Annotated in this window: 20 protein-coding genes; 10 read left to right on the forward strand and 10 right to left on the reverse strand. The window is 38.3% G+C overall.

The genetic code is table 11. The features are described from left to right. Positions 1–4,514, forward strand: a 4,514-nt coding sequence (locus CFPU101_RS02490; RefSeq protein ID WP_206813764.1) for a PAS domain S-box protein, incomplete at its 5' end; no start/stop codon positions are given. A 50-nt stretch (positions 4,515–4,564) separates the two neighbouring features. Here CFPU101_RS02490 and CFPU101_RS02495 read toward each other — a convergent pair. Continuing rightward, entirely contained in the window at positions 4,565–5,803 is a 1,239-nt protein-coding gene (locus CFPU101_RS02495) for a methionine gamma-lyase family protein (RefSeq protein ID WP_206813765.1), read from the reverse strand. 236 nt (positions 5,804–6,039) lie between these two features. On the opposite strand from CFPU101_RS02495, the gene CFPU101_RS02500 reads away from it, so the two are divergent. Continuing rightward, positions 6,040–6,861, forward strand: coding sequence for an acyl-CoA desaturase (locus CFPU101_RS02500; protein ID WP_206813766.1), 822 nt, complete (start codon positions 6,040–6,042; stop codon positions 6,859–6,861). A gap of 49 nt (positions 6,862–6,910) precedes the next feature. On the opposite strand, the gene CFPU101_RS02505 is transcribed toward CFPU101_RS02500, so the two are convergent. Genes CFPU101_RS02505 through CFPU101_RS02520 form a run of 4 tightly spaced genes read right to left on the reverse strand, consistent with a single transcriptional unit; the run spans position 6,911 to position 8,850 of the window. Further along, positions 6,911–7,318, reverse strand: a complete 408-nt coding sequence (locus CFPU101_RS02505) for a DUF4332 domain-containing protein (RefSeq protein ID WP_206813767.1) — start codon at positions 7,316–7,318, stop codon at positions 6,911–6,913. A 30-nt stretch (positions 7,319–7,348) separates the two neighbouring features. Beyond that, positions 7,349–8,287: a 7,8-didemethyl-8-hydroxy-5-deazariboflavin synthase subunit CofG gene (cofG, locus tag CFPU101_RS02510; protein ID WP_206813768.1), complete on the reverse strand. Its 939-nt coding sequence runs from the start codon at positions 8,285–8,287 to the stop codon at positions 7,349–7,351. Positions 8,288–8,296: 9 nt separating this feature from the next. Next, positions 8,297–8,518, reverse strand: a complete 222-nt coding sequence (locus tag CFPU101_RS02515; protein WP_206813769.1) for a DUF4926 domain-containing protein — start codon at positions 8,516–8,518, stop codon at positions 8,297–8,299. Positions 8,519–8,541: 23 nt separating this feature from the next. Further along, on the reverse strand, positions 8,542–8,850 hold the full coding sequence (locus CFPU101_RS02520; RefSeq protein ID WP_206813770.1) for a DUF6883 domain-containing protein: 309 nt from the start codon (positions 8,848–8,850) through the stop codon (positions 8,542–8,544). A 147-nt stretch (positions 8,851–8,997) separates the two neighbouring features. Between CFPU101_RS02520 and pheS the strand changes: the two genes are divergently transcribed. Then, positions 8,998–10,002, forward strand: a complete 1,005-nt coding sequence (gene pheS / locus CFPU101_RS02525) for a phenylalanine--tRNA ligase subunit alpha (RefSeq protein ID WP_206813771.1) — start codon at positions 8,998–9,000, stop codon at positions 10,000–10,002. 23 nt (positions 10,003–10,025) lie between these two features. After that, positions 10,026–10,364, forward strand: a complete 339-nt coding sequence (locus CFPU101_RS02530) for a DUF4870 domain-containing protein (protein ID WP_206813772.1) — start codon at positions 10,026–10,028, stop codon at positions 10,362–10,364. Between the two features lie 40 nt (positions 10,365–10,404). Here the strand turns inward: CFPU101_RS02530 and CFPU101_RS02535 are convergent, their stop codons facing one another. Beyond that, on the reverse strand, positions 10,405–11,223 hold the full coding sequence (locus CFPU101_RS02535) for a carbon-nitrogen hydrolase family protein (RefSeq protein WP_206813773.1): 819 nt from the start codon (positions 11,221–11,223) through the stop codon (positions 10,405–10,407). Positions 11,224–11,580: 357 nt separating this feature from the next. Between CFPU101_RS02535 and CFPU101_RS02540 the strand changes: the two genes are divergently transcribed. From CFPU101_RS02540 to CFPU101_RS02550, 3 genes are all read left to right on the forward strand, one after another. Beyond that, the gene (locus CFPU101_RS02540; RefSeq protein ID WP_206813774.1) at positions 11,581–12,543 is read left to right on the forward strand and encodes a hypothetical protein; all 963 of its coding nucleotides are present in this window, start codon (positions 11,581–11,583) and stop codon (positions 12,541–12,543) included. 131 nt (positions 12,544–12,674) lie between these two features. Beyond that, positions 12,675–12,833, forward strand: a complete 159-nt coding sequence (locus CFPU101_RS02545; protein ID WP_206813775.1) for a hypothetical protein — start codon at positions 12,675–12,677, stop codon at positions 12,831–12,833. Further along, positions 12,820–13,290, forward strand: coding sequence for a GNAT family N-acetyltransferase (locus CFPU101_RS02550; protein WP_206813776.1), 471 nt, complete (start codon positions 12,820–12,822; stop codon positions 13,288–13,290). Before CFPU101_RS02545 ends, CFPU101_RS02550 begins: the two co-directional genes overlap by 14 nt. Here CFPU101_RS02550 and CFPU101_RS02555 read toward each other — a convergent pair. Beyond that, positions 13,287–13,991, reverse strand: a complete 705-nt coding sequence (locus tag CFPU101_RS02555; RefSeq protein ID WP_206813777.1) for an HAD family phosphatase — start codon at positions 13,989–13,991, stop codon at positions 13,287–13,289. The genes CFPU101_RS02550 and CFPU101_RS02555 overlap by 4 nt on opposite strands. A 3-nt stretch (positions 13,992–13,994) precedes the next feature. Beyond that, a complete protein-coding gene (panD, locus tag CFPU101_RS02560) occupies positions 13,995–14,474 on the reverse strand; it encodes an aspartate 1-decarboxylase (RefSeq protein ID WP_206814118.1) in 480 nt (159 codons plus the stop codon). A 37-nt stretch (positions 14,475–14,511) separates the two neighbouring features. On the opposite strand from panD, the gene CFPU101_RS02565 reads away from it, so the two are divergent. Then, positions 14,512–15,333 (forward strand): DUF3598 family protein, encoded by an 822-nt coding sequence (locus CFPU101_RS02565; RefSeq protein ID WP_206813778.1) that lies wholly within the window; start codon positions 14,512–14,514, stop codon positions 15,331–15,333. Between the two features lies 1 nt (position 15,334). Here CFPU101_RS02565 and CFPU101_RS02570 read toward each other — a convergent pair whose 3' ends face one another. Together CFPU101_RS02570 and CFPU101_RS02575 are read right to left on the reverse strand one after the other, a co-directional pair. Next, positions 15,335–16,015 (reverse strand): cysteine hydrolase family protein, encoded by a 681-nt coding sequence (locus CFPU101_RS02570; protein WP_206813779.1) that lies wholly within the window; start codon positions 16,013–16,015, stop codon positions 15,335–15,337. A 4-nt stretch (positions 16,016–16,019) separates the two neighbouring features. Next, on the reverse strand, positions 16,020–16,409 hold the full coding sequence (locus CFPU101_RS02575; RefSeq protein WP_206813780.1) for a glutamyl-tRNA amidotransferase: 390 nt from the start codon (positions 16,407–16,409) through the stop codon (positions 16,020–16,022). 471 nt (positions 16,410–16,880) lie between these two features. Here CFPU101_RS02575 and CFPU101_RS02580 point away from each other — a divergent pair, with 471 nt between their 5' ends. After that, complete coding sequence (locus tag CFPU101_RS02580) at positions 16,881–17,642, forward strand: Coq4 family protein (protein ID WP_206813781.1); 762 nt, start codon at positions 16,881–16,883, stop codon at positions 17,640–17,642. A 131-nt stretch (positions 17,643–17,773) separates the two neighbouring features. After that, the gene (locus CFPU101_RS02585; RefSeq protein ID WP_206813782.1) at positions 17,774–18,070 is read left to right on the forward strand and encodes a 4a-hydroxytetrahydrobiopterin dehydratase; all 297 of its coding nucleotides are present in this window, start codon (positions 17,774–17,776) and stop codon (positions 18,068–18,070) included. The last annotated feature ends 39 nt before the right edge of the window (positions 18,071–18,109 follow it).

The following is an 18,109-nucleotide window of genomic DNA, read 5'->3' on the forward strand; positions in this document are numbered from 1 at the left end:
ACAATTCGCAACTTGGTATCAGTCAATATTGTTTTGGTTGGGATTTAGGGATTGATCAATTATTTTTTCGCGACACCACCGCTTTATTGCCGAATTCCTATCCTGGCAGAATGGGCATTAATACAGCACTCAATTTCTTGCTGATGGGTTTGGCTTTATTAGCACTCTCTCGTAATACTCATCAGGGAAATTGGCTGGCGCAGATTTTAAGTAGTGTAGCGGCAAGCATTTCGTTGATGGTATTCTTTGGTTATTTTTTTGAAGCTCATGTTCTTGCTCAATGGATAACCTATACAACTGGTCAAGCTCTATCCACAGCAATTACTTTTCTAGTGCTGTATCAAGGAATTTTATGCCTACGACCAGAACAAGCACTCATGCGAGAGATCAGTTGTTTTTCTATTGGTGGGCTAATGGCTCGTCGGCTTTGGTTTTGGCTTTTTGTTTTTCCAGTCTGCCTTAATTGGTTTGTGCTTAAAGGTTATCATCTTGGAAAATACGACATTAATTTTGCTTATGCCGTTCATTCAATACTAAGTACAATTGTATGTGCTTGTCTGCTGTGGTGGAGTGCGCGTTTATTAAATCAGATTGATCACTATTATCAAAATTCGATTAATGCTCTTGTAGCAAGTGAACAAAAGCTACAGTTAGCTCTAGAAGCTGCTCATTTAGGGATCTGGGAATGGAACGTCATAACAGACGAAATCATTTGGTCATCGCAATGCGAGGCTTTATTTGGCTTACAGTCTGGGGATTTTTTAGGGACTTATAAGGCTTTTACTCGCTTTGTTCATCCAGATGACCTAGCTCCTCTAAAACGATCGCTGAAAATGGCGATGCTGAGTCATAGTAGCTGGGAAATGGACTATCGCTCCATTCATCACGATGGCAGCCTGCACTGGCTCACCTCAATGGGAAAATTTCAATATAATCAAGCAGGACAGGCGGTACAAATGCTTGGGGTCGTTAGAGATACCACCCATCGCAAACACACCGAAGAAGCACTTAAAAAACTCAATGAAACTTTAGAAAGCCAGGTTGCCGAACGGACAGAGGCTTTAATTCAAATCAATACTCAACTCAAACAACAATTATCAGAACGGCAACAAATCGAAAAAGCTTTACGAGCCAGTGAAGAACGGTGGCAACTTTCCTTACAAGGCAATCAAGATGGAATTTGGGATTGGAATGTACAGACCAATGAAATCTTTTATTCTTCCCAGTGTAAAGAAATGCTAGGCTATAGCGATCATGAACATGGGAATTTCGCACAAAATCGGCTCGATTTATTACATCCCGAAGACCGAGACTGGGTAGTACAAGCGGTTCAAGACCACTTAGCCAAAAAAACACCCTTTTATCGCTCAGAACATCGTGTGCGCTGTAAAGATGGTAGCTACAAATGGATATTAGATCGCGGACAAGCACTTTGGAATGATGACGGAAACGCAATACGCATGGTCGGTTCTCATACTGATACGACCGTTCGCCGACAAATGGAGGAAGCTTTACGAACCAGTGAAGAATGCTTTCGCAGTGCTTTTGATTACGCAGCGATCGGTATGGCTTTAGTCGCTCTTGACGGCGGTTGGCTTAAAGTGAACCAATCCTTATGTGAAATGCTCGGCTATTCTGTATCTGAGTTGTTAGCAATTAATTTTCAAGCCATTACTCATCCCGATGACTTAGAAACGGATTTAAGATTTGTTCACCAACTTCTGAACGATGAGATTCGTTTTTATCAAATGGAAAAACGCTATTTTTCAAAAAAAGGTGAGATTATCTGGGTGATTCTTAGCGTTTCTCTGGTTCGCAACCAGGAAGGACAACCACAGTATTTTATCTCTCAAATTCAAAATATTACCGCCCGTAAACAGTATGAACGGGAACTAGCCAAGAAGACGGCCGAAATGGCTGCTATTTTTCGAGCGATTCCCGATACAATTGTTTTCGCTGATGAGAATCGTTGTATTCGTCAAGTTAATCCCGCTTTTACTCGATTGTTTGGCTATAGTTCTGAAGAAGTTTTAGGAAAAACTACTGAATTTCTCTATTCTCAGCCAGAGGATTATCTTCAACAAGGAAAAAACCGCTATAATCGCAACGCTCAAGAACAATGGCAACCTTATGAAATTTCCTACCAACACAAAAATGGTCAAATTTTGTTTACTGAAACGGTTAGTGCTGTAGTAAAAGATAGAACGGATACCCTGATTGGTTTTATTGGCATTGTCCGCGATATTAGTGAGCGTAAACAATTGGAGAAAACGCTACAAAAAAACCTGACGCTGCAACAGGCAATTCTGGATGGTGCTAACTACTCTATTATTTCTACCACTGTCGAGGGGACGATTCTCATCTTTAATTCAACAGCTGAAAGATGGTTAGGATATCAAGCTGATGAAGTAATCGGAAAAACTACACCTGTCATCATACATGATCGCAATGAAATCATACGGCGATCGCAAGTCTTATCGGCTCAAATGGGATTTTTAATTGAGCCAGGATTTGATGTTTTTGTGACCAAAGCTTGTTTAGGGGAAATAGATGAGAATGAATGGACTTACATCCGCAAAGATGGCAGCTATTTTCCAGTACACTTGTCAGTTACAGCTTTGCACGACGAAGAAGGCAATATTACAGGGTTTCTCGGCATTGGTAGCGATATTACTGCAAGAAAAGCATCAGAAGAAGCATTACGCCAGAGTGAAGCAAAGCTACGCAGCTTTTTTGATAGCAATTCGATGATGATGGGTGTTGTAGAATTGTATGACCATGATATCAAACATATTTCAGACAATGTGGCAACGGCTCAATTTTTTGGAAAAACTCAAGCTGATCTGCAAAATCAATTTGCGAGTGTCTTAGGAGTAACACGCACTCATATCGATTTTTGGCTTAGTTATTATCGAGAAGCACACCGCACTCAAACCCCTGTTAGATTTGAGTATTTACATGAGTCCCCCAATGTTCAAAAGTGGCTATCGGTTACAGTTTGTGCGATCCCCACTACCTTAATTAATCGCCCTTTAAGATGTTCCTATATTGTTGAAGATATTAGTCATCGTAAACAAGCCCAGTTGGAACTTCAACTAGCAAAAGAAAAAGCCGAAGCTGCTAACCAAGCTAAAACGGTTTTTCTTGCGAATATGAGTCATGAACTTCGTACCCCTCTTAACGCCATTTTAGGTTTTACTCAATTGATGAGTCGTGAGCATTCCCTAGAAGATTCTTTCCGAGAACGTTTAGCAATTGTTGATCACAGTGGTGAACATTTGCTAGCCTTAATTGACGATATTTTAAATTTAGCCAAAATTGAAAGTGGTCAAATCGAATTAAATAAAATTACTTGTGGTTTAGAATCTTTTCTCCTAACACTTGAGCAAACTTATCAATTTAAAGCTCAATCTAAAGGACTAAATCTTTTTTTAGAATGTTCTTATAATCTACCTAAAATTATACAGCTTGATGAAAAAAAAATACGTCAAGTTTTAATTAACCTACTCGATAATTCGATTAAATTTACACATCAAGGTCATGTCATTTTACGAGCCAAATATGAGGAAACCGATGCAACTTCAGGTAGTTTAGGCTTAGAAGTTGAAGATACAGGAGTAGGAATTGCGCCTCAAGAGATCGAGCATTTATTTAAAGTTTTCGTACAAGCGGATGCAGGAAAAAGGTTAAATCAAGGGTCAGGTTTAGGTTTAGCCATCTCCCAAAGCTTAATACAACTCATGGGAGGGAACATTGAGGTTCATAGCACTTTAGGTCAAGGCAGTGTTTTTTCTTTTAAAATTCCTGTCAATACTGTGATTTCAGGTTCTTCTTTAGCACTGTTACACTCAAATCAACGGGTAATTAGACTAGCTCCAGATCAACCGACCTATCGTATTCTAATCGTTGAAGATATTTGGGAAAATCGCCGTTTATTGGTTGAGCTACTAACTTCTATCGGTTTTGAGGTCAAAGAAGCAATCAATGGTGTTGAAGCGATCGCGGTATGGGAAAGTTGGTCACCTCATCTGATTTGGATGGATTTGCGAATGCCTGTCATGGATGGTTTAGAAGCCACTAAACAGATTAAAGCTCAATCTAATCAACCATCAACTGTGATTATTGCGCTGACGGCTAGTGTTTTCTCCTCTGAACGCGAGAACATTCTAGATGCAGGATGTGATGATTTTATTGCCAAGCCATTTGACACAACTCTGATTTTTGTGAAAATGGCTCAACATTTGGGAGTGCAGTATCTCTATGAAACAGTATCACTACCTTTAAAAAGGTTTCCAGACCCTAGTCTGATTTCAGAAGCCTTAGCGTTAATGTCTCTTGAATGGTTAACCCAAGTCCATCAAGCTGCTTATTGCTTAGATGCTGAAGTGATCAATGAGTTGATTAAGCAAATTCCAGAATCTGAGCTAAATTTGGCAGAGGTATTAACCGATCTAGTTAATCAGTTTGAGTTTGATCGAATTATGGAATTAACTTCTCTTAAATTGTCAAGTTAATGAAAAAGTGAACAATTGTATTAGTTAAATTTCCCAACAATATAATTGAGCTACTGAGCTATAGATAAATCCAAATCTTGAAGGACGGCTTCAAGTGCGATCGCGATATGTGTCCAATGAGTACCGCCCTGACAAAAAACAATGTAGGGTTCTCGAAGGGGGCCATCGGCGGAGAATTCGGAGGTACTACCATCGATAAATGTCCCTCCAGCCATCACTAAATCACTCTCATAGCCTGGCATGGCTGCGGGTACGGGGTCGAGATAAGACCCGATGGGTGAATGGCGTTGAATCGCTTTACAGAAGGCAATCAGCTTATCGGGTGAACCGAGTTGAATCCCTTGAATGACATCGCGTCGCGGGGCTAACGGAAGGGGATTTACAGGATATCCTAATTGCTCAAAGACATAAGCGATTAAATGACTCCCTTTAATTGCTTCTCCCACCATTTGCGGCGCGAGAAATAACCCTTGGAATAAAAGACGGTTTTGATCAAAGGTTGCTCCCCCCTCTCGTCCAATTCCAGGGGAGGTTAAACGACAAGCAGCAGCTTCAACCAGTTCCGCTTTTCCTGCGACATATCCCCCCGCAGTAACGATCGTACCGCCTGGATTTTTAATGAGTGATCCTGCCATCAAATCAACCCCAACGGCTGTAGGTTCTCTAGTTTCGATAAATTCACCGTAACAATTATCGACAAAACAAACCGTATCGGGGTTTTGCTGTTTAATCAAATAAACAATTTTTTCGATTTCATCAATTGATAAACTTTGTCGCCACGAATAGCCGCAGGAACGCTGGATTAAAGCTAAACGGGTATGGGGTTTAATGGCGGTTTGTAAGGCTGTCCAATCAATCGTACCTTGGGGAGTTAGTTCGAGTTGACGGTAACTAATTCCAAAGTCTGCGAGTGAACCAAGTCCTGTGCCTCTAATTCCGATCACTTCTTCGAGGGTATCATAGGGCGCACCCGCTACGGCTAACATCTCATCACCTGGACGCAAAACGCCATATAAAGCGCAAGCGATCGCATGAGTTCCTGAAACAAATTGTACCCGAACGGCTGCAGATTCGGCTCCCATAATTTCGGCGAATACTTGATCTAAAGTTTCGCGTCCTAAATCATCATGACCATAACCACTAACACTCGAAAAATGATGGACACCGATGCGATGATTTTGATAAGCTTGAAGAATTTTTTTAAGATTTTGCTTGACCTTAGCGTCAATATCGGAAAAAATCGGTAATAGTGTTGTTTCTGCTGCTTCTAGTAGGTTTGAACTAATCATTGATCAATCTAATTTAACTTTTTTTCTTTAAATCCAACTTTCGAGTGATTTAAAACGACCTTTTTTATGGGGTTCGTTTTGGTAGGGGAAACCGATCCTTTAGATGAAAACATTCTGAATCTAAATGATGCTAATGTTTAATCTAATGAGTAATTATTTACCTTATCTAAAAATTGTAAATTGTGTTGTGTTGCTTACACAACCTTATCAAACTTAGTTCCTATTCAGGTTGCTACATGACTGTTGCTAAATCAAAAAATTACCCTTTAGACTGGAACATTATTTCTTACATGGCGTTTGTCCACTCAGTGGCCTTACTGGCTTTCTTGCCTGCTTTTTTTAGCTGGAAAGCTGTTGGAGTAATGTTTTTCTTTTATTGGGTTACTGCGTGTCTTGGAATTACAATCGGATTTCACCGTATGGGCGCTCACCGTAGTTTTCAAGCACCAAAATGGTTAGAATACTTTTTTATACTTTGTGGAAGTCTAGCCTGTCAAGGTGGCCCACTAGATTGGATTGGTTTACATCGTATTCATCATAAACATTCAGATACTGAAAATGACCCACATGATTCTAATGAAGGTTTCTGGTGGAGTCATTTCGGTTGGATGATGTATCACCTTCCCGCTAATGATGATATTCCTCGCTACACCCAGGATATCGCCAACGATCCTTTTTATTTATTCTGTCAAAAATATTTTGTACTGATTCAAGTTGCTTTAGGTTTATTACTCTTTGCTATTGGAGGATGGCCTTTTGTGATTTGGGGGATTTTTGTTCGCTTAGTGGTTGTTTTCCATGTCACTTGGTTTGTCAACAGCGCGACACACAAATTTGGTTACGTGAGTCATCAATCAGATGATAATTCTCGTAACTGTTGGTGGGTGGCATTACTTTCTTTTGGTGAAGGCTGGCATAATAACCATCATGCTTATCAATATTCCGCCCGTCATGGATTACAGTGGTGGGAAATCGATGTAACTTGGATGATCATTCGTTCTTTACAAATGCTTGGTTTAGTAACAAACGTTAAGTTAGCCCCGACTATCAAAGAATAAAGTTGACTTTAATATGTTATTTATTTAAGGCGCAATATAGCGTCTTTTTTTATAACAATATTTTGGCTTCTTGTACCCACTTTTGTACTAAATCAACCGAAGGACATAAATCTTTTCTTTGTAAGTTAGCTACCTGTAAGCGTAGTATCTGACGATGAATACGATAAACGGGGGTTTGACTCAGTTGCAGTACAGAAGCAATTCCCGAATGTAATAATAACCCACAGTATTGAGAGCCAACACTGGGAATACGGGCTAAATCGGCTAAAGCAATCCATTTATTCAGATATTGAGGATGAATTTGTAATTGACTAGCGAGAGATTGTTTTAATTGTGGATTATGGGTTAAGAAAAGTAATTGTTGTGTTGTAGTAACTCCACAAGATTTTAGGTTGTCTTCTTGTTGTTGACTTAAACCAGGAAGTTGCTCAATTTTCCAATAACAAGACTGTATCATGACCGTTATTAGATAGATTATTTCTCAACTCTAGCTAATTGGAAGAATTTTAGATAGCGAGATAGATAGCCAATCATGATACTGAGGATAGACGGGAAGACGGGGGACTAATTGCCATCCCGCAGACTCTAGAAGTTTAATCAGGGTTTGATGGGGTAAATGGGGATAGTCGGGGTTAACTTCGTCTTTGGGATTAATTCCCCCTAAATCAGTTGCCCCTGCTTCTAAACATAAGAGTAAAATATCTGGAGAGGAAATTAAATTCGGTGGAATTTGAATCGCAATACTTTCTGGTAAGATTTCTCTGGCTTTAGCAACAAGATCAGGAAATTGATTAAGATTAAATTCAGATTCAGTCAAACTTTGCTGACTTCCGACACAATGGGGCTGTAGAATAACTTCTTGGATATGTCCCCAACGGGAATGAGTATCAGTAATTGCTTCTAGAGTATCCCACCAATCGGATTGAGTTTCACCAATTCCTAAAAGTAAACCTGTAGTGAAAGGAATTTTTAACTGACCTGCCCATTCTAACTGTTGTAATCGCACTTCTGGGACTTTTGAAGGTGCATGACGATGAACGGTTGTCAGTAATTTCGGGGTAATTTGTTCTAGCATCAAACCCATCGATACATTTACTTGTTTTAATTGTGCCATTTCGCTGTAACTGAGTGGCCCTGCGTTGGTATGGGGTAAAAATCCCATCGCTAAAATTAATTCACACAAATCATAAATTCTTTGAAACCAAGCGTTTCTCTGGGGTGAATGGGGATGAACTTCACCGCTTAAAACTAAAATTTCTAAAACGTTCTGTGATTGAAGTGAGTTTAAGATTTCTTGTGCTTGTGTTAAAGATAACCCCGCTTCTTGACCGACATCAACCCGAAAATTACAGTAAGTACAACGATTAAAACATTCATAAGTCGGAACTAAAGTATAAGAAGGACTGTAAGTTACTGTTCTTGGCATTTTTGAGATTTAGGCTTCTAATGAAATAATAGCAGGTTCAATTTGAGATGCAGGAACAGCAATCACTGTAAATCCTTTACCCTGATGATCTAAAACTTCTAAAATATAACCGTCTTCTTGTCCTTCTGGCCTGGGACAATAATCTACAATAATTGCACTGGTTCCCTGAGCTATTTTATATTCAGGTAATGCAGTTTTTAATCTAACTTCGGAAAACATTTCAAATTTCATCTTATCTTTCTTTAATCAGGTAATCAAGTGATAAATCGTGTTTCATTACTTAGTGAATCTACAATCCAATAACTTGCTACTCTTAGCCTAACTCCATTCAATCCTACTAAAACTCCTTTGATTTCATAAATATTACCGAAAGATGTTACTTTGTCTAAAGTGGCTTCGTTAACCAGTAATTTTTTTAAATCTTGTTTTAACTGTTGCCAGTTTTCTAGGGTATATCCTGCTTGTGCTAAAAAACCTGATTTATCGTCTTTTGGTAGTTTCTTTAGGAGATATTTGGTTACTTTGGCTTCTGGTACGGTTGCATTAGGAGATAAATAAGGCATTTACTTTCCAAATCTAGCAATTGATCAGGATAAGTATTAAAACTTATTTTGGGCTTTTGCAACAGAACTTTTTTTGATTTGGGTTAACTTCCGCTTTTTTTGTAAACTAGATAGAGTAGCTATTCACATGATCGTAACTCTTATTACATGACCATTTCCCTGAGCCAGATTGAAACAGAACTGCAAACTTTACAACAAGAGGCTAAGGCTGCGATCGCACAAACTGCCTCATTAGACATCTTAGAACAGCTACGGGTGAATTATTTGGGAAAAAAAGGCAAACTTTCCTTAATTTTACGGGGAATGGGTCAGCTAAGTGCAGAAGATCGCCCGCGCATCGGTTCGAGTGCCAATGAAGTTAAAGAAGCCTTACAAACTCAACTCGACCAACAGTATCAAGTTCTCCAAACCGCCCAAATTCAAGCCAAATTAGCTTCAGAAACCCTAGATGTCACGCTTCCTGGGGTCAGTCGTCCTTTAGGTCGCTTACATCCTCTGAATAGCACCGTCGATAAAATGCTTGACATTTTCGTCGGTTTAGGATATGCAATCGCTACAGGGCCACAAGTCGAGACAGATTATTATAACTTTGAAGCTTTAAATATTCCTGCTGACCATCCGGCGCGGGATATGCAAGATACATTTTTCCTTAGCGATGGCAGACTGTTGAGGACTCATACCTCACCTGTGCAAATTCGCTATATGGAAACCCACACCCCACCCATTCGGATCGTAGCACCAGGCCGTGTTTATCGTCGTGATACAGTAGATGCAACACATTCAGCAGTGTTTCATCAAGTGGAATTACTCGCAATTGACCAAAACTTGACGTTTACCGATCTTAAAGGAACACTTAAAGAATTTTTGCGTCAAATGTTCGGCGCAGAATTACCCGTTAAATTTCGGGCTAGTTATTTTCCCTTTACAGAACCCTCAGCCGAGGTTGATGTCCTTTGGAAAGGAAAATGGTTAGAAGTCATGGGATGTGGCATGGTCGATCCTAATGTGATGAAAGCAGTAGGATATGATCCAGAAGTGTACACTGGTTTTGCGGCAGGTTTTGGCGTAGAACGGTTTGCCATGGTACTCCACCAAATTGATGATATTCGCCGTTGTTACAACAGTGATTTGAGATTTCTGCGACAATTTTAAGTAAGGATTTAGGCTAGATTACTATGGAAGAAACTTTAACGAAACGGAAACTTTTAGCAGCAATCAGTCATGGTTCGATTTTACTGAGTGCGACCTTAGTTTCTTGGGCGGTTCCGTTGGTGGTTTATTTAGTCACGGATGATGTAATTGCTAAAGACCATGCCAAAGAAGCTTTGAACTTTCATATCAACATTGCCTTTTGGGGCTTTATTTTCGGTATTTTGACAGGTGTTTTGATTGGTTGGGCTTTCTTAGCAGGTTTAGGTCTTGTTACGATTATTTTCCCGATTTTTGCCCTGTTATCGGTGTTTAATGATCCTGATAAGGTTTATCGTTATCCTTTGATTTATCGTTTGTTGTAGAGAGAGTAGAGACGTGATCACACCGCGTCTCTATAAGTTTTTAACCAAAAACACGATGTTGTAAAGAAGGCATTTGTCGGCGAACTTGTTCTAAACGAGAGGCGTTAATTTCTGCGATCGCAACGCCTGTTTCTTCCCCTGCATCGGCTAAAATAACTCCCCAAGGGTCGATAATCATGGCATGACCGTGAGTATAACGTCTTTCGTAATTGTTTCCCGTTTGGGCGGGTGCAATAATATAACAAGTATTTTCGATCGCTCTAGCTTGTAATAACACCTTCCAATGATCTTTTCCTGTATAAGCGGTAAAAGCAGCAGGAACAAACAAGATATCCGCGCCTTGATCTGAAAGGTGGCGATACAATTCTGGAAAACGCACATCATAACAAATTGATAATCCTATCTTGCCATAGGTATCTGACACATACAAAGGCGGTAAATCTTTTCCAGCCATAACAGTACTCGATTCTTGATAGGTATTGCCGTCGGGTACATTGACATCAAATAAATGGACTTTGCGATAACGGGCGATTTCTTGACCACTGGGGGCAACTAATACAGCAGTATTATAAGCTTTTTGGGGTTCGTCTTGTACTGGAACGGGAAAACCACCGCCCAATAAAGTCACCTGAAAGCGTTGCGCCATTGTTTTAATAAATTTTTCGGCTTTTAGGGCAATATCAGCCGATTGATTCAGCTTATCTGCTTCAGCACCCATAAACGCAAAATTTTCGGGTAAGCCAATCAATTCAGCCCCGCGACGTACAGCGAGTTCAATTAATTCTTCAGCCTCAACTAGATTTTTATCTAAGTCAGGCTTGCTACACATTTGTATGGCGGCAGCAAGATAAGATTTCATGCGTACAATAATTAAAAGTGACGACAATAATTAACCATAGTACTTTATTGTATCGTTGATGTGCTGTACCGTAGCATCAAGCCTAAGCTAATAATATTTGAAAAATGAGTGAGCAAGAATGAACTAACTGCTAAAGCAGCTATAAGTGTATTAAATAGGTTAAATCTGGGAATAGTAACAGAATTTATGAGTTTTTTAACTTGAGCTTGACATTATAGTTATTATTTGATAGGTTGACAGGGATTATTATTAGAACAGATTTACTTTTCATAACTTTTCAGAATTAAAAGATTTTAAGAGAATATTTAAATATAATTAATTATGTCTTGAGTTAAGAAGTAAATATAAGAGAAAAATATGATGAGAATAGCCCATATTATTAATCCAGTCATTGTAGGTGAATCATCAGATCTTTTTATCGCTCAACCGATTACGTTTGATAGTCTAAAAGTAGCGCAAGAATATGCCTCTAATCATGGTGTAAAAGTTGAGCTTTATTCAAGCCAGTTTTCTGAAGATCATGAGATTATTCCAGAATATTTGATTAAAACACCTGATTTAACTCGTTCTATCTTAGACCTTGGCGATTTTAAAATTAAACGTAAATTACCGTTCATTAAAGATATTTTAGATAGACTCAATCAAGCTTCAGACGCAGATTATTTTGTTTATACCAATGTAGATATTGCAGTTGTTCCGCATTTTTATGTTGTTGTAGCAGAATTAATCGCCCAAGGTTATGATAGTTTGGTGATTAATCGTAGAACAATTAGTCAAAATTATAAAACTCCTCAAGAAATTCATTTGATGTATTCTGAAATTGGAACAAATCATCCTGGATATGACTGTTTTATCTTTTCTAAAAATAGTTATAAAAATTTCTCCTTATTTAATACTTTTATTGGCGCAATTCCCGTGGGAGCCTGTTTATTAATTAATCTTTATTATACTTCAAAATCTTTTAAAGTTTTTAAAGACTTGCATTTAACTTTTCATCTTGGTGATGACGGTTTTTGGAAAACTGGAAAGTTAAATGATTATGAGCTTTTTAATATTCGAGAAACAAATGCAACTTTAGAGCAATTTATTGCTCAAGGTAAGTCAATTGACAATCAATTTATTCTAAAATATTATAATGAGCTTTATCACAAAGTAAGTCAAGCTAATTTGAATAATTCAATAGCCATCAACAAGTTAATCTATAGAAAGAGCTTATTATATTTATATTATAAGATTATTGGCTTATCTAATCGATTAAAAACTTTATCTTTGCGAATAAAAAATAAACTAGATTTAGAAACAAACGAAAAAGTTATATAATGTAAAGCTTCTGATAGTTGACATTTGAAATATTTTTTTCTAAGCTACCAAATTTTATAGGTAGTCTAAACCTAAAATCAACGAAATATGATAGCTTAAGAGAAGACTATTTACGATATCTCTATTTTGGTATGTCTTTTTTCCGTCAACATATCGCCCCTTTAATAACCGTCCTCATTTTTTTATTCGCCTTAGTTGCCGTTAGCGCACGTAGTTTTTTACCGTCTGATTTATCGCAACCTGCCCCAATTACAGAAAATCAATCGATAACGGTTAATGATCGCGGTTAAAATGTCACTTCCTGATGGCTATCAGCAACGTAAAGGTTCTCATATTGATCAAACCTTATTGATCGATTTTATGTGTAAAACTTATCAAGAATTTTTTCCTGAACAAAAAAAGTTTTCTCATTTAGCGGATACGGTGGCGCAATATTTTTCGGATGCTACCCCTTTATGGTGGATTGAGTTTAAAAAAAAGCCGATTGGTTGTTTATGGATGGGCAGTGGAGTTGATCAAGTCACTGGACAAAAGTACGGTCATATTTTTTTAGTATATATTAGTCCAGAACATCGTCGTCAAGGCTTGGCTACGGTATTACTCAAACAAGCTGAGATGTGGGCAAAATCTCAAGGCAATTTTCAATTAGGATTACAAGTTTTTTTGGATAATCAACCTGCGATTAATCTCTATCAAAATTTTGGCTTTCAATCACAATCATTATTAATGGTAAAACCGTTGGGCTAAGTAGAACTTCGATTAAATACGGTTTCAATCCGCTCTAATTCTAAATCTTTTAGATAATCGATCGCCCAATTCGATAAACGTTGCATAAAATGAAAAGGATAAGTATTTGCTATTCCTACAACCTGCATTTTAGCTCGTTTAGCTGCTTCGATTCCTGCTGGACTATCTTCAATCACTAAACATTCAGTAGGTTGTAATCTAAGGTTAAAATCTAAGCGGTTGAAGCGTTCTACAGCAAGTAAATAACCTTCAGGATTCGGTTTACTATTATTAATTTCTTCACCTGTAACAATAATTTCAAAATATCGAGTCAGTACCGAACGTTGCAAAATAAAATCTACTTCTGAGCGTAAGGCACCAGTTACTAAACCGATTCTTAAACCTTTATTTTTGACCTTTTCTAAACAGGTTTCTAATCCAGAATAAATCGGTAACTTTTCTAGCTTTTCTAGCTTTTCTAAATAAGAAATCGATTTTTTTTGAATCAATTTAGTTAGATAATCATCAGAAACAATGCGACTTCGACGCGCTAAAATATCTCTAAGACAAGTGCGATCGCTTCTCCCTAAACACAACTCCTGAAACTCATAAGCTTTTGGTGTTAAGTTTTCGCCAAGCAAAATATCTTCTATTAATTCTTGGTGAATTGATTCATCATTAATAATCACTCCATTAAAATCAAATAAAACCACTTTTAACATAAATTAGCTGAAATAAGAATAAAAATGCTCGAATTTACCGAATTGTGTAGTTTTAGCACCCGTTTCGACCGAATTAAATTCAACTCCTTGATGATCTTTATTCGGAATTAAAGATTGCTCAAAAAACTGCTGACAATGATTGTTTTCATCGGCGACTAAAACCTTAGCCTGATGTCCTTTTTTCAGCACTTCAGCCCGTTCTTTGGTTTCATAGGCATAAATAATTAAAACATCACCTGGCTCACACAGTAAAGCCGCCCCCCCATTTGGACAAACTTCACCGCTTCCTCGTTTTCCAGGAAAAACATAAGTAGAAAAGCGTTTCCCGTTGTTGAGGTTAACGATATCGACTTCTTCAAGCGGAAGAATACCCACTTGCTCAATTAAATTCTGATCAATGGTAATACTCCCGATATAATTAACATTGGCTTCCGTTACCCGAACTTGATGGAGTTTGGCGTGCATCAATTTAATGGTTCCCATACTTTTTTCTTTGTAATCCATTAATAATCGTAAAGTTATGCTTACTCAATGGGAATGTCTACTTAAAAATCTTGGTGAATGGCAAGGCTCATTTACTCGCTTATCTCCGTCTGGGGAACTAATAGAAGATACAGCGACTATGGTTTCTTTAGAAGGGTTGGAAAACAATACACTTGTTCATCAAGTTGTTCGTCGTTTTTATCCAGACAAACCGCCACAAGATTTAGTATTAGATTATCGTTCTTTGAGTCGTAGTATTTTGTTTTTTGAAAATGGGGCATTTTCTCAAGGTTCAATGCAATGGGGGCCATTTTCAGAATTTGGGGCAGAATTTGGATTAATCGAACAACAAAGACGGTTAAGAATAGTCATTTTATACAATAACGATAGTCAACTTAATAAGATTACCCTAATTCGGGAAAAATTAGCGAATACCAATGAGCCAGAACGACCTTTACTTACAGTAGAACAATTATTAGGAACTTGGCAAGGAGAAGCGATTACGATTTATCCAGACTGGCGTTCCCCTGAGCAATATCTTACTCATCTTAGTATAGAACGACAAGGGAGCGAGCGTCTTCATCAACAATTAACCTATGGCGAATTTACGATTTGTTCTAGTGCTAGGATCGATGGATCTCGATTACTGTTTGAAGAAAGTGAACTACCAGTACAGATTGTATTATTACCTGATGGTGCATCGATTAACGCGCCATTAGTGATTAAACCGCGTCATCGTTTTGTCTTAGAGATAGGTTGGTTACTTTCTCCTACACGACGACAACGTATTATTAGAAGTTTTAATGAGAAAGGAGAATGGGTAGGTGTAACACTGGTAAACGAAGAAAAGGTGGGATAATCTAAGAAATTGCTTTAATCACCGCATGAGAGTCAGCCACCGCACCAAAAACCCCTCCTTGCATTGTAACCATCTTGAGAGCCGCTAAATGATTTCCGTAGTCTGTTGCTCCAGTACAATCAGAAAGCAACAAACATTCATAACCTCGATCATTAGCATCTCTCATTGTGGTGTGAACGCAGACATCCGTTGTAATTCCTGCAAGCAAAATATTTTGAATCCCTTTTCCTTTAAGGATGAGATCAAGATCCGTCGCATAAAATGAGCCTTTCCCCGGTTTATCGATAACCGTTTCTCCCGCTATCGGGGCTAATTCGGGGATAATTTCCCATCCTGACTCACCACGTATTAGAATCTTACCACAGGGGCCAAGATCACCAATTCCTGCGCCAATTTGCCGACTACGCCATCTTTTATTTTCGGGTAAGTCTGCTAAATCACTACGATGTCCCTCGCGGGTATGGATGATATGAAAACCTTTTTCTCGCATAATAGCCAGAAGATTCTGAATCGGTTCAATCGGCGCACGAGTCAAAGATAAATCATATCCCATTTGAGCGACATATCCTCCAATCCCACAGAAATCCGTCTGCATATCGATAATGATTAATACTGTGTTTTCGGGTCGTAAATCGCCGTTATAGGGATAAGGATAAGGATTTGCTTCAATATAACAGCCCATTTTATCAAACTCCTACGTGTGCTAAGTATTTTTTCCAGCCGCCATGTTTTGTAATTTCTCGTTCTTTGGTACACATGATCGCTTCACCGAGTACCCCTAAAACTTCTGTTCCATCTGCTAAACGGACTTTTCCAATCGATAATCCTGGGGGTTCACCGATTAAAACCTCAGCGAAACCCTCTAGAGGAATCGCCCAAATTTCAAGAGCGATCGCATTTCCCCCTTTAGCAACTCTGAGCATAGCAGGATAGCGATCATCGATGGTAAACAATTTATAGATCGGTTCTGTAGTGTCTTCTCGAACAAATTGAGCATTAACAGCGATCAGTCGTTCATTAGCGTCCATTCCCCGCATTAAACCGCCATTTACAGCAAGATCAACAGTTTCAGTCATTGATTAGCCCAGATCAGAAATCAGTCGTAGCTTGACAAATTTAGGGCTTGTATTGTGTATTAAATGTTACATTTTATAGAAAAGTGCTTAAGCTAATGACCAATTGCTTACTGTGCAATTAGTATCAAAAACGCAGATCTTATGAATTAAATAGAAATATTTTTTTTCTAACGCTTAAAAAAATTACAATCAAACTATTTTACTCAAGCCCATACAGAGCAATTTATTCTAACATAATTATTTATTATTATTTATGAATTTATTTTAAAAATACTAAAGAAAAATAACATATTTATTATCCTATCACTCTTCAAGACAAATTTTAATTTTTGCAACCTAACTCGATCTTAAAAACAATGTAAGCTTATATAATTTAGTTGGATAATTTGAAAAACAGGCTTCTGTTTTAGCAACAACTATCTTGGTCTAATTCACTTTAATGAATCTTCTAATTTACAAAAGGTTGAGTCTATGAGTTTCCGATATATTGATCAATTGCTTACACCAGAGAACTTAAAGCAATTCTTAGAGCTAGTCGATTTAGGTGCAGGAGCGAATAAAGACGTTAACAATGTCTTTGACTTGAGTGACAAGCTGCATTCCAGTCGTCCGATGCAGTTATGTATCCAAGCCATTAAGTCTAACCCCGCCTCGGCTGAAATCTTGAAGGAGCGATATGTCGGCCCTCCCTATGAATTAGAGGCTATGTTGAAGATGCCTAAAGGTTCGCTAGGCTGGACTTATGCTAAAGTCCTTAGTACATTAGGCTACGATCCACAGTTCTATCGAACCCCCGATCACTTTGAAAATGACGCAGAGTACATTTCTTTTAGAGTTTATAAGACTCACGATCTACATCATATTCTGACAGGCTTTAGCTTAGATAATCTAGGAGAACTAGGAGTAATCTCTGTCACAACGGGCCAAACGGCTTATCCTGCCTTTATCTTTATCGCTTTAGTCTCATTTTTAATCAACTTTTTCAAAAGTGAGCAACTCTATAACAAAGAACTTGAAAGTACCGAAAATGCGAAAACCCTGGGTTATGTTTTTCGGCTCGTCAACCAAGGCATCGATATGGGACAAGCTGCTAAACCCTTATTTCCGATTAAGCTCGAAGAACACTTAGAACGTCCTCTAGATGAACTCAGACAAGAATTAAACATTCATCCAGTCACCGAAGGAATCTATAGCTGGTACAGTAGACCTGAACTACAGGCGGCGATTACCTGAAGATGAAAGATAAGCAAGTTTTAATCACAGGTGGAACGGGGGTGGACTAGGAATGGAACTGTGACGATTCCCTTGCGAAACTCAAAAGAGGTAGAGCGTCTAAAATCTATTACCCAATCTAACAAAACACTATGACCTTGCCAAATCCGTTAACTCCTACTGAGATTGATCACGCTTTAACCCAATTAAAGGGTTGGAAGATCAAAGATGAAAAACTTCACCGAGAGTTTGAGTTTAAATCTTTTGTCGAAGCTTTTGGTTTTATGTCTAGTGTGGCACTGGTCGCCGAGTCAATGGGACATCATCCTGAATGGTTTAATGTTTATAATCGGGTCATCATAGTCCTAACAACCCACGATGTAGGCGGAATCAGTGTCATGGATGTGGAACTTGCTCTAAAAGTTAATGAATTAGCAAGTCAGGAATAATGGGTAGTGTCATTAATCATTCACGAAAGTGGTTATGTT

This window comes from Chroococcus sp. FPU101 (assembly GCF_017312365.1).
Classification (GTDB): Bacteria; Cyanobacteriota; Cyanobacteriia; order Cyanobacteriales; family Microcystaceae; genus Chroococcus.

Coding starts and splice junctions, on each gene's coding strand:
- CFPU101_RS02535 (WP_206813773.1), bottom strand. CDS start 11,223: ATGAAATCTTATCTTGCTGCCGCCATACAAATGTGTAGCAAGCCTGAC.
- CFPU101_RS02545 (WP_206813775.1), top strand. CDS start 12,675: ATGTCTTTTTTCCGTCAACATATCGCCCCTTTAATAACCGTCCTCATT.
- CFPU101_RS02550 (WP_206813776.1), top strand. CDS start 12,820: ATGATCGCGGTTAAAATGTCACTTCCTGATGGCTATCAGCAACGTAAA.
- CFPU101_RS02495 (WP_206813765.1), bottom strand. CDS start 5,803: ATGATTAGTTCAAACCTACTAGAAGCAGCAGAAACAACACTATTACCG.
- CFPU101_RS02505 (WP_206813767.1), bottom strand. CDS start 7,318: ATGATACAGTCTTGTTATTGGAAAATTGAGCAACTTCCTGGTTTAAGT.
- CFPU101_RS02575 (WP_206813780.1), bottom strand. CDS start 16,409: ATGACTGAAACTGTTGATCTTGCTGTAAATGGCGGTTTAATGCGGGGA.
- CFPU101_RS02515 (WP_206813769.1), bottom strand. CDS start 8,518: ATGAAATTTGAAATGTTTTCCGAAGTTAGATTAAAAACTGCATTACCT.
- CFPU101_RS02500 (WP_206813766.1), top strand. CDS start 6,040: ATGACTGTTGCTAAATCAAAAAATTACCCTTTAGACTGGAACATTATT.
- CFPU101_RS02585 (WP_206813782.1), top strand. CDS start 17,774: ATGACCTTGCCAAATCCGTTAACTCCTACTGAGATTGATCACGCTTTA.
- CFPU101_RS02570 (WP_206813779.1), bottom strand. CDS start 16,015: ATGGGCTGTTATATTGAAGCAAATCCTTATCCTTATCCCTATAACGGC.
- CFPU101_RS02540 (WP_206813774.1), top strand. CDS start 11,581: ATGATGAGAATAGCCCATATTATTAATCCAGTCATTGTAGGTGAATCA.
- pheS (WP_206813771.1), top strand. CDS start 8,998: ATGACCATTTCCCTGAGCCAGATTGAAACAGAACTGCAAACTTTACAA.
- CFPU101_RS02580 (WP_206813781.1), top strand. CDS start 16,881: ATGAGTTTCCGATATATTGATCAATTGCTTACACCAGAGAACTTAAAG.
- CFPU101_RS02565 (WP_206813778.1), top strand. CDS start 14,512: ATGCTTACTCAATGGGAATGTCTACTTAAAAATCTTGGTGAATGGCAA.
- CFPU101_RS02520 (WP_206813770.1), bottom strand. CDS start 8,850: ATGCCTTATTTATCTCCTAATGCAACCGTACCAGAAGCCAAAGTAACC.
- CFPU101_RS02555 (WP_206813777.1), bottom strand. CDS start 13,991: ATGTTAAAAGTGGTTTTATTTGATTTTAATGGAGTGATTATTAATGAT.
- cofG (WP_206813768.1), bottom strand. CDS start 8,287: ATGCCAAGAACAGTAACTTACAGTCCTTCTTATACTTTAGTTCCGACT.
- panD (WP_206814118.1), bottom strand. CDS start 14,474: ATGGGAACCATTAAATTGATGCACGCCAAACTCCATCAAGTTCGGGTA.
- CFPU101_RS02530 (WP_206813772.1), top strand. CDS start 10,026: ATGGAAGAAACTTTAACGAAACGGAAACTTTTAGCAGCAATCAGTCAT.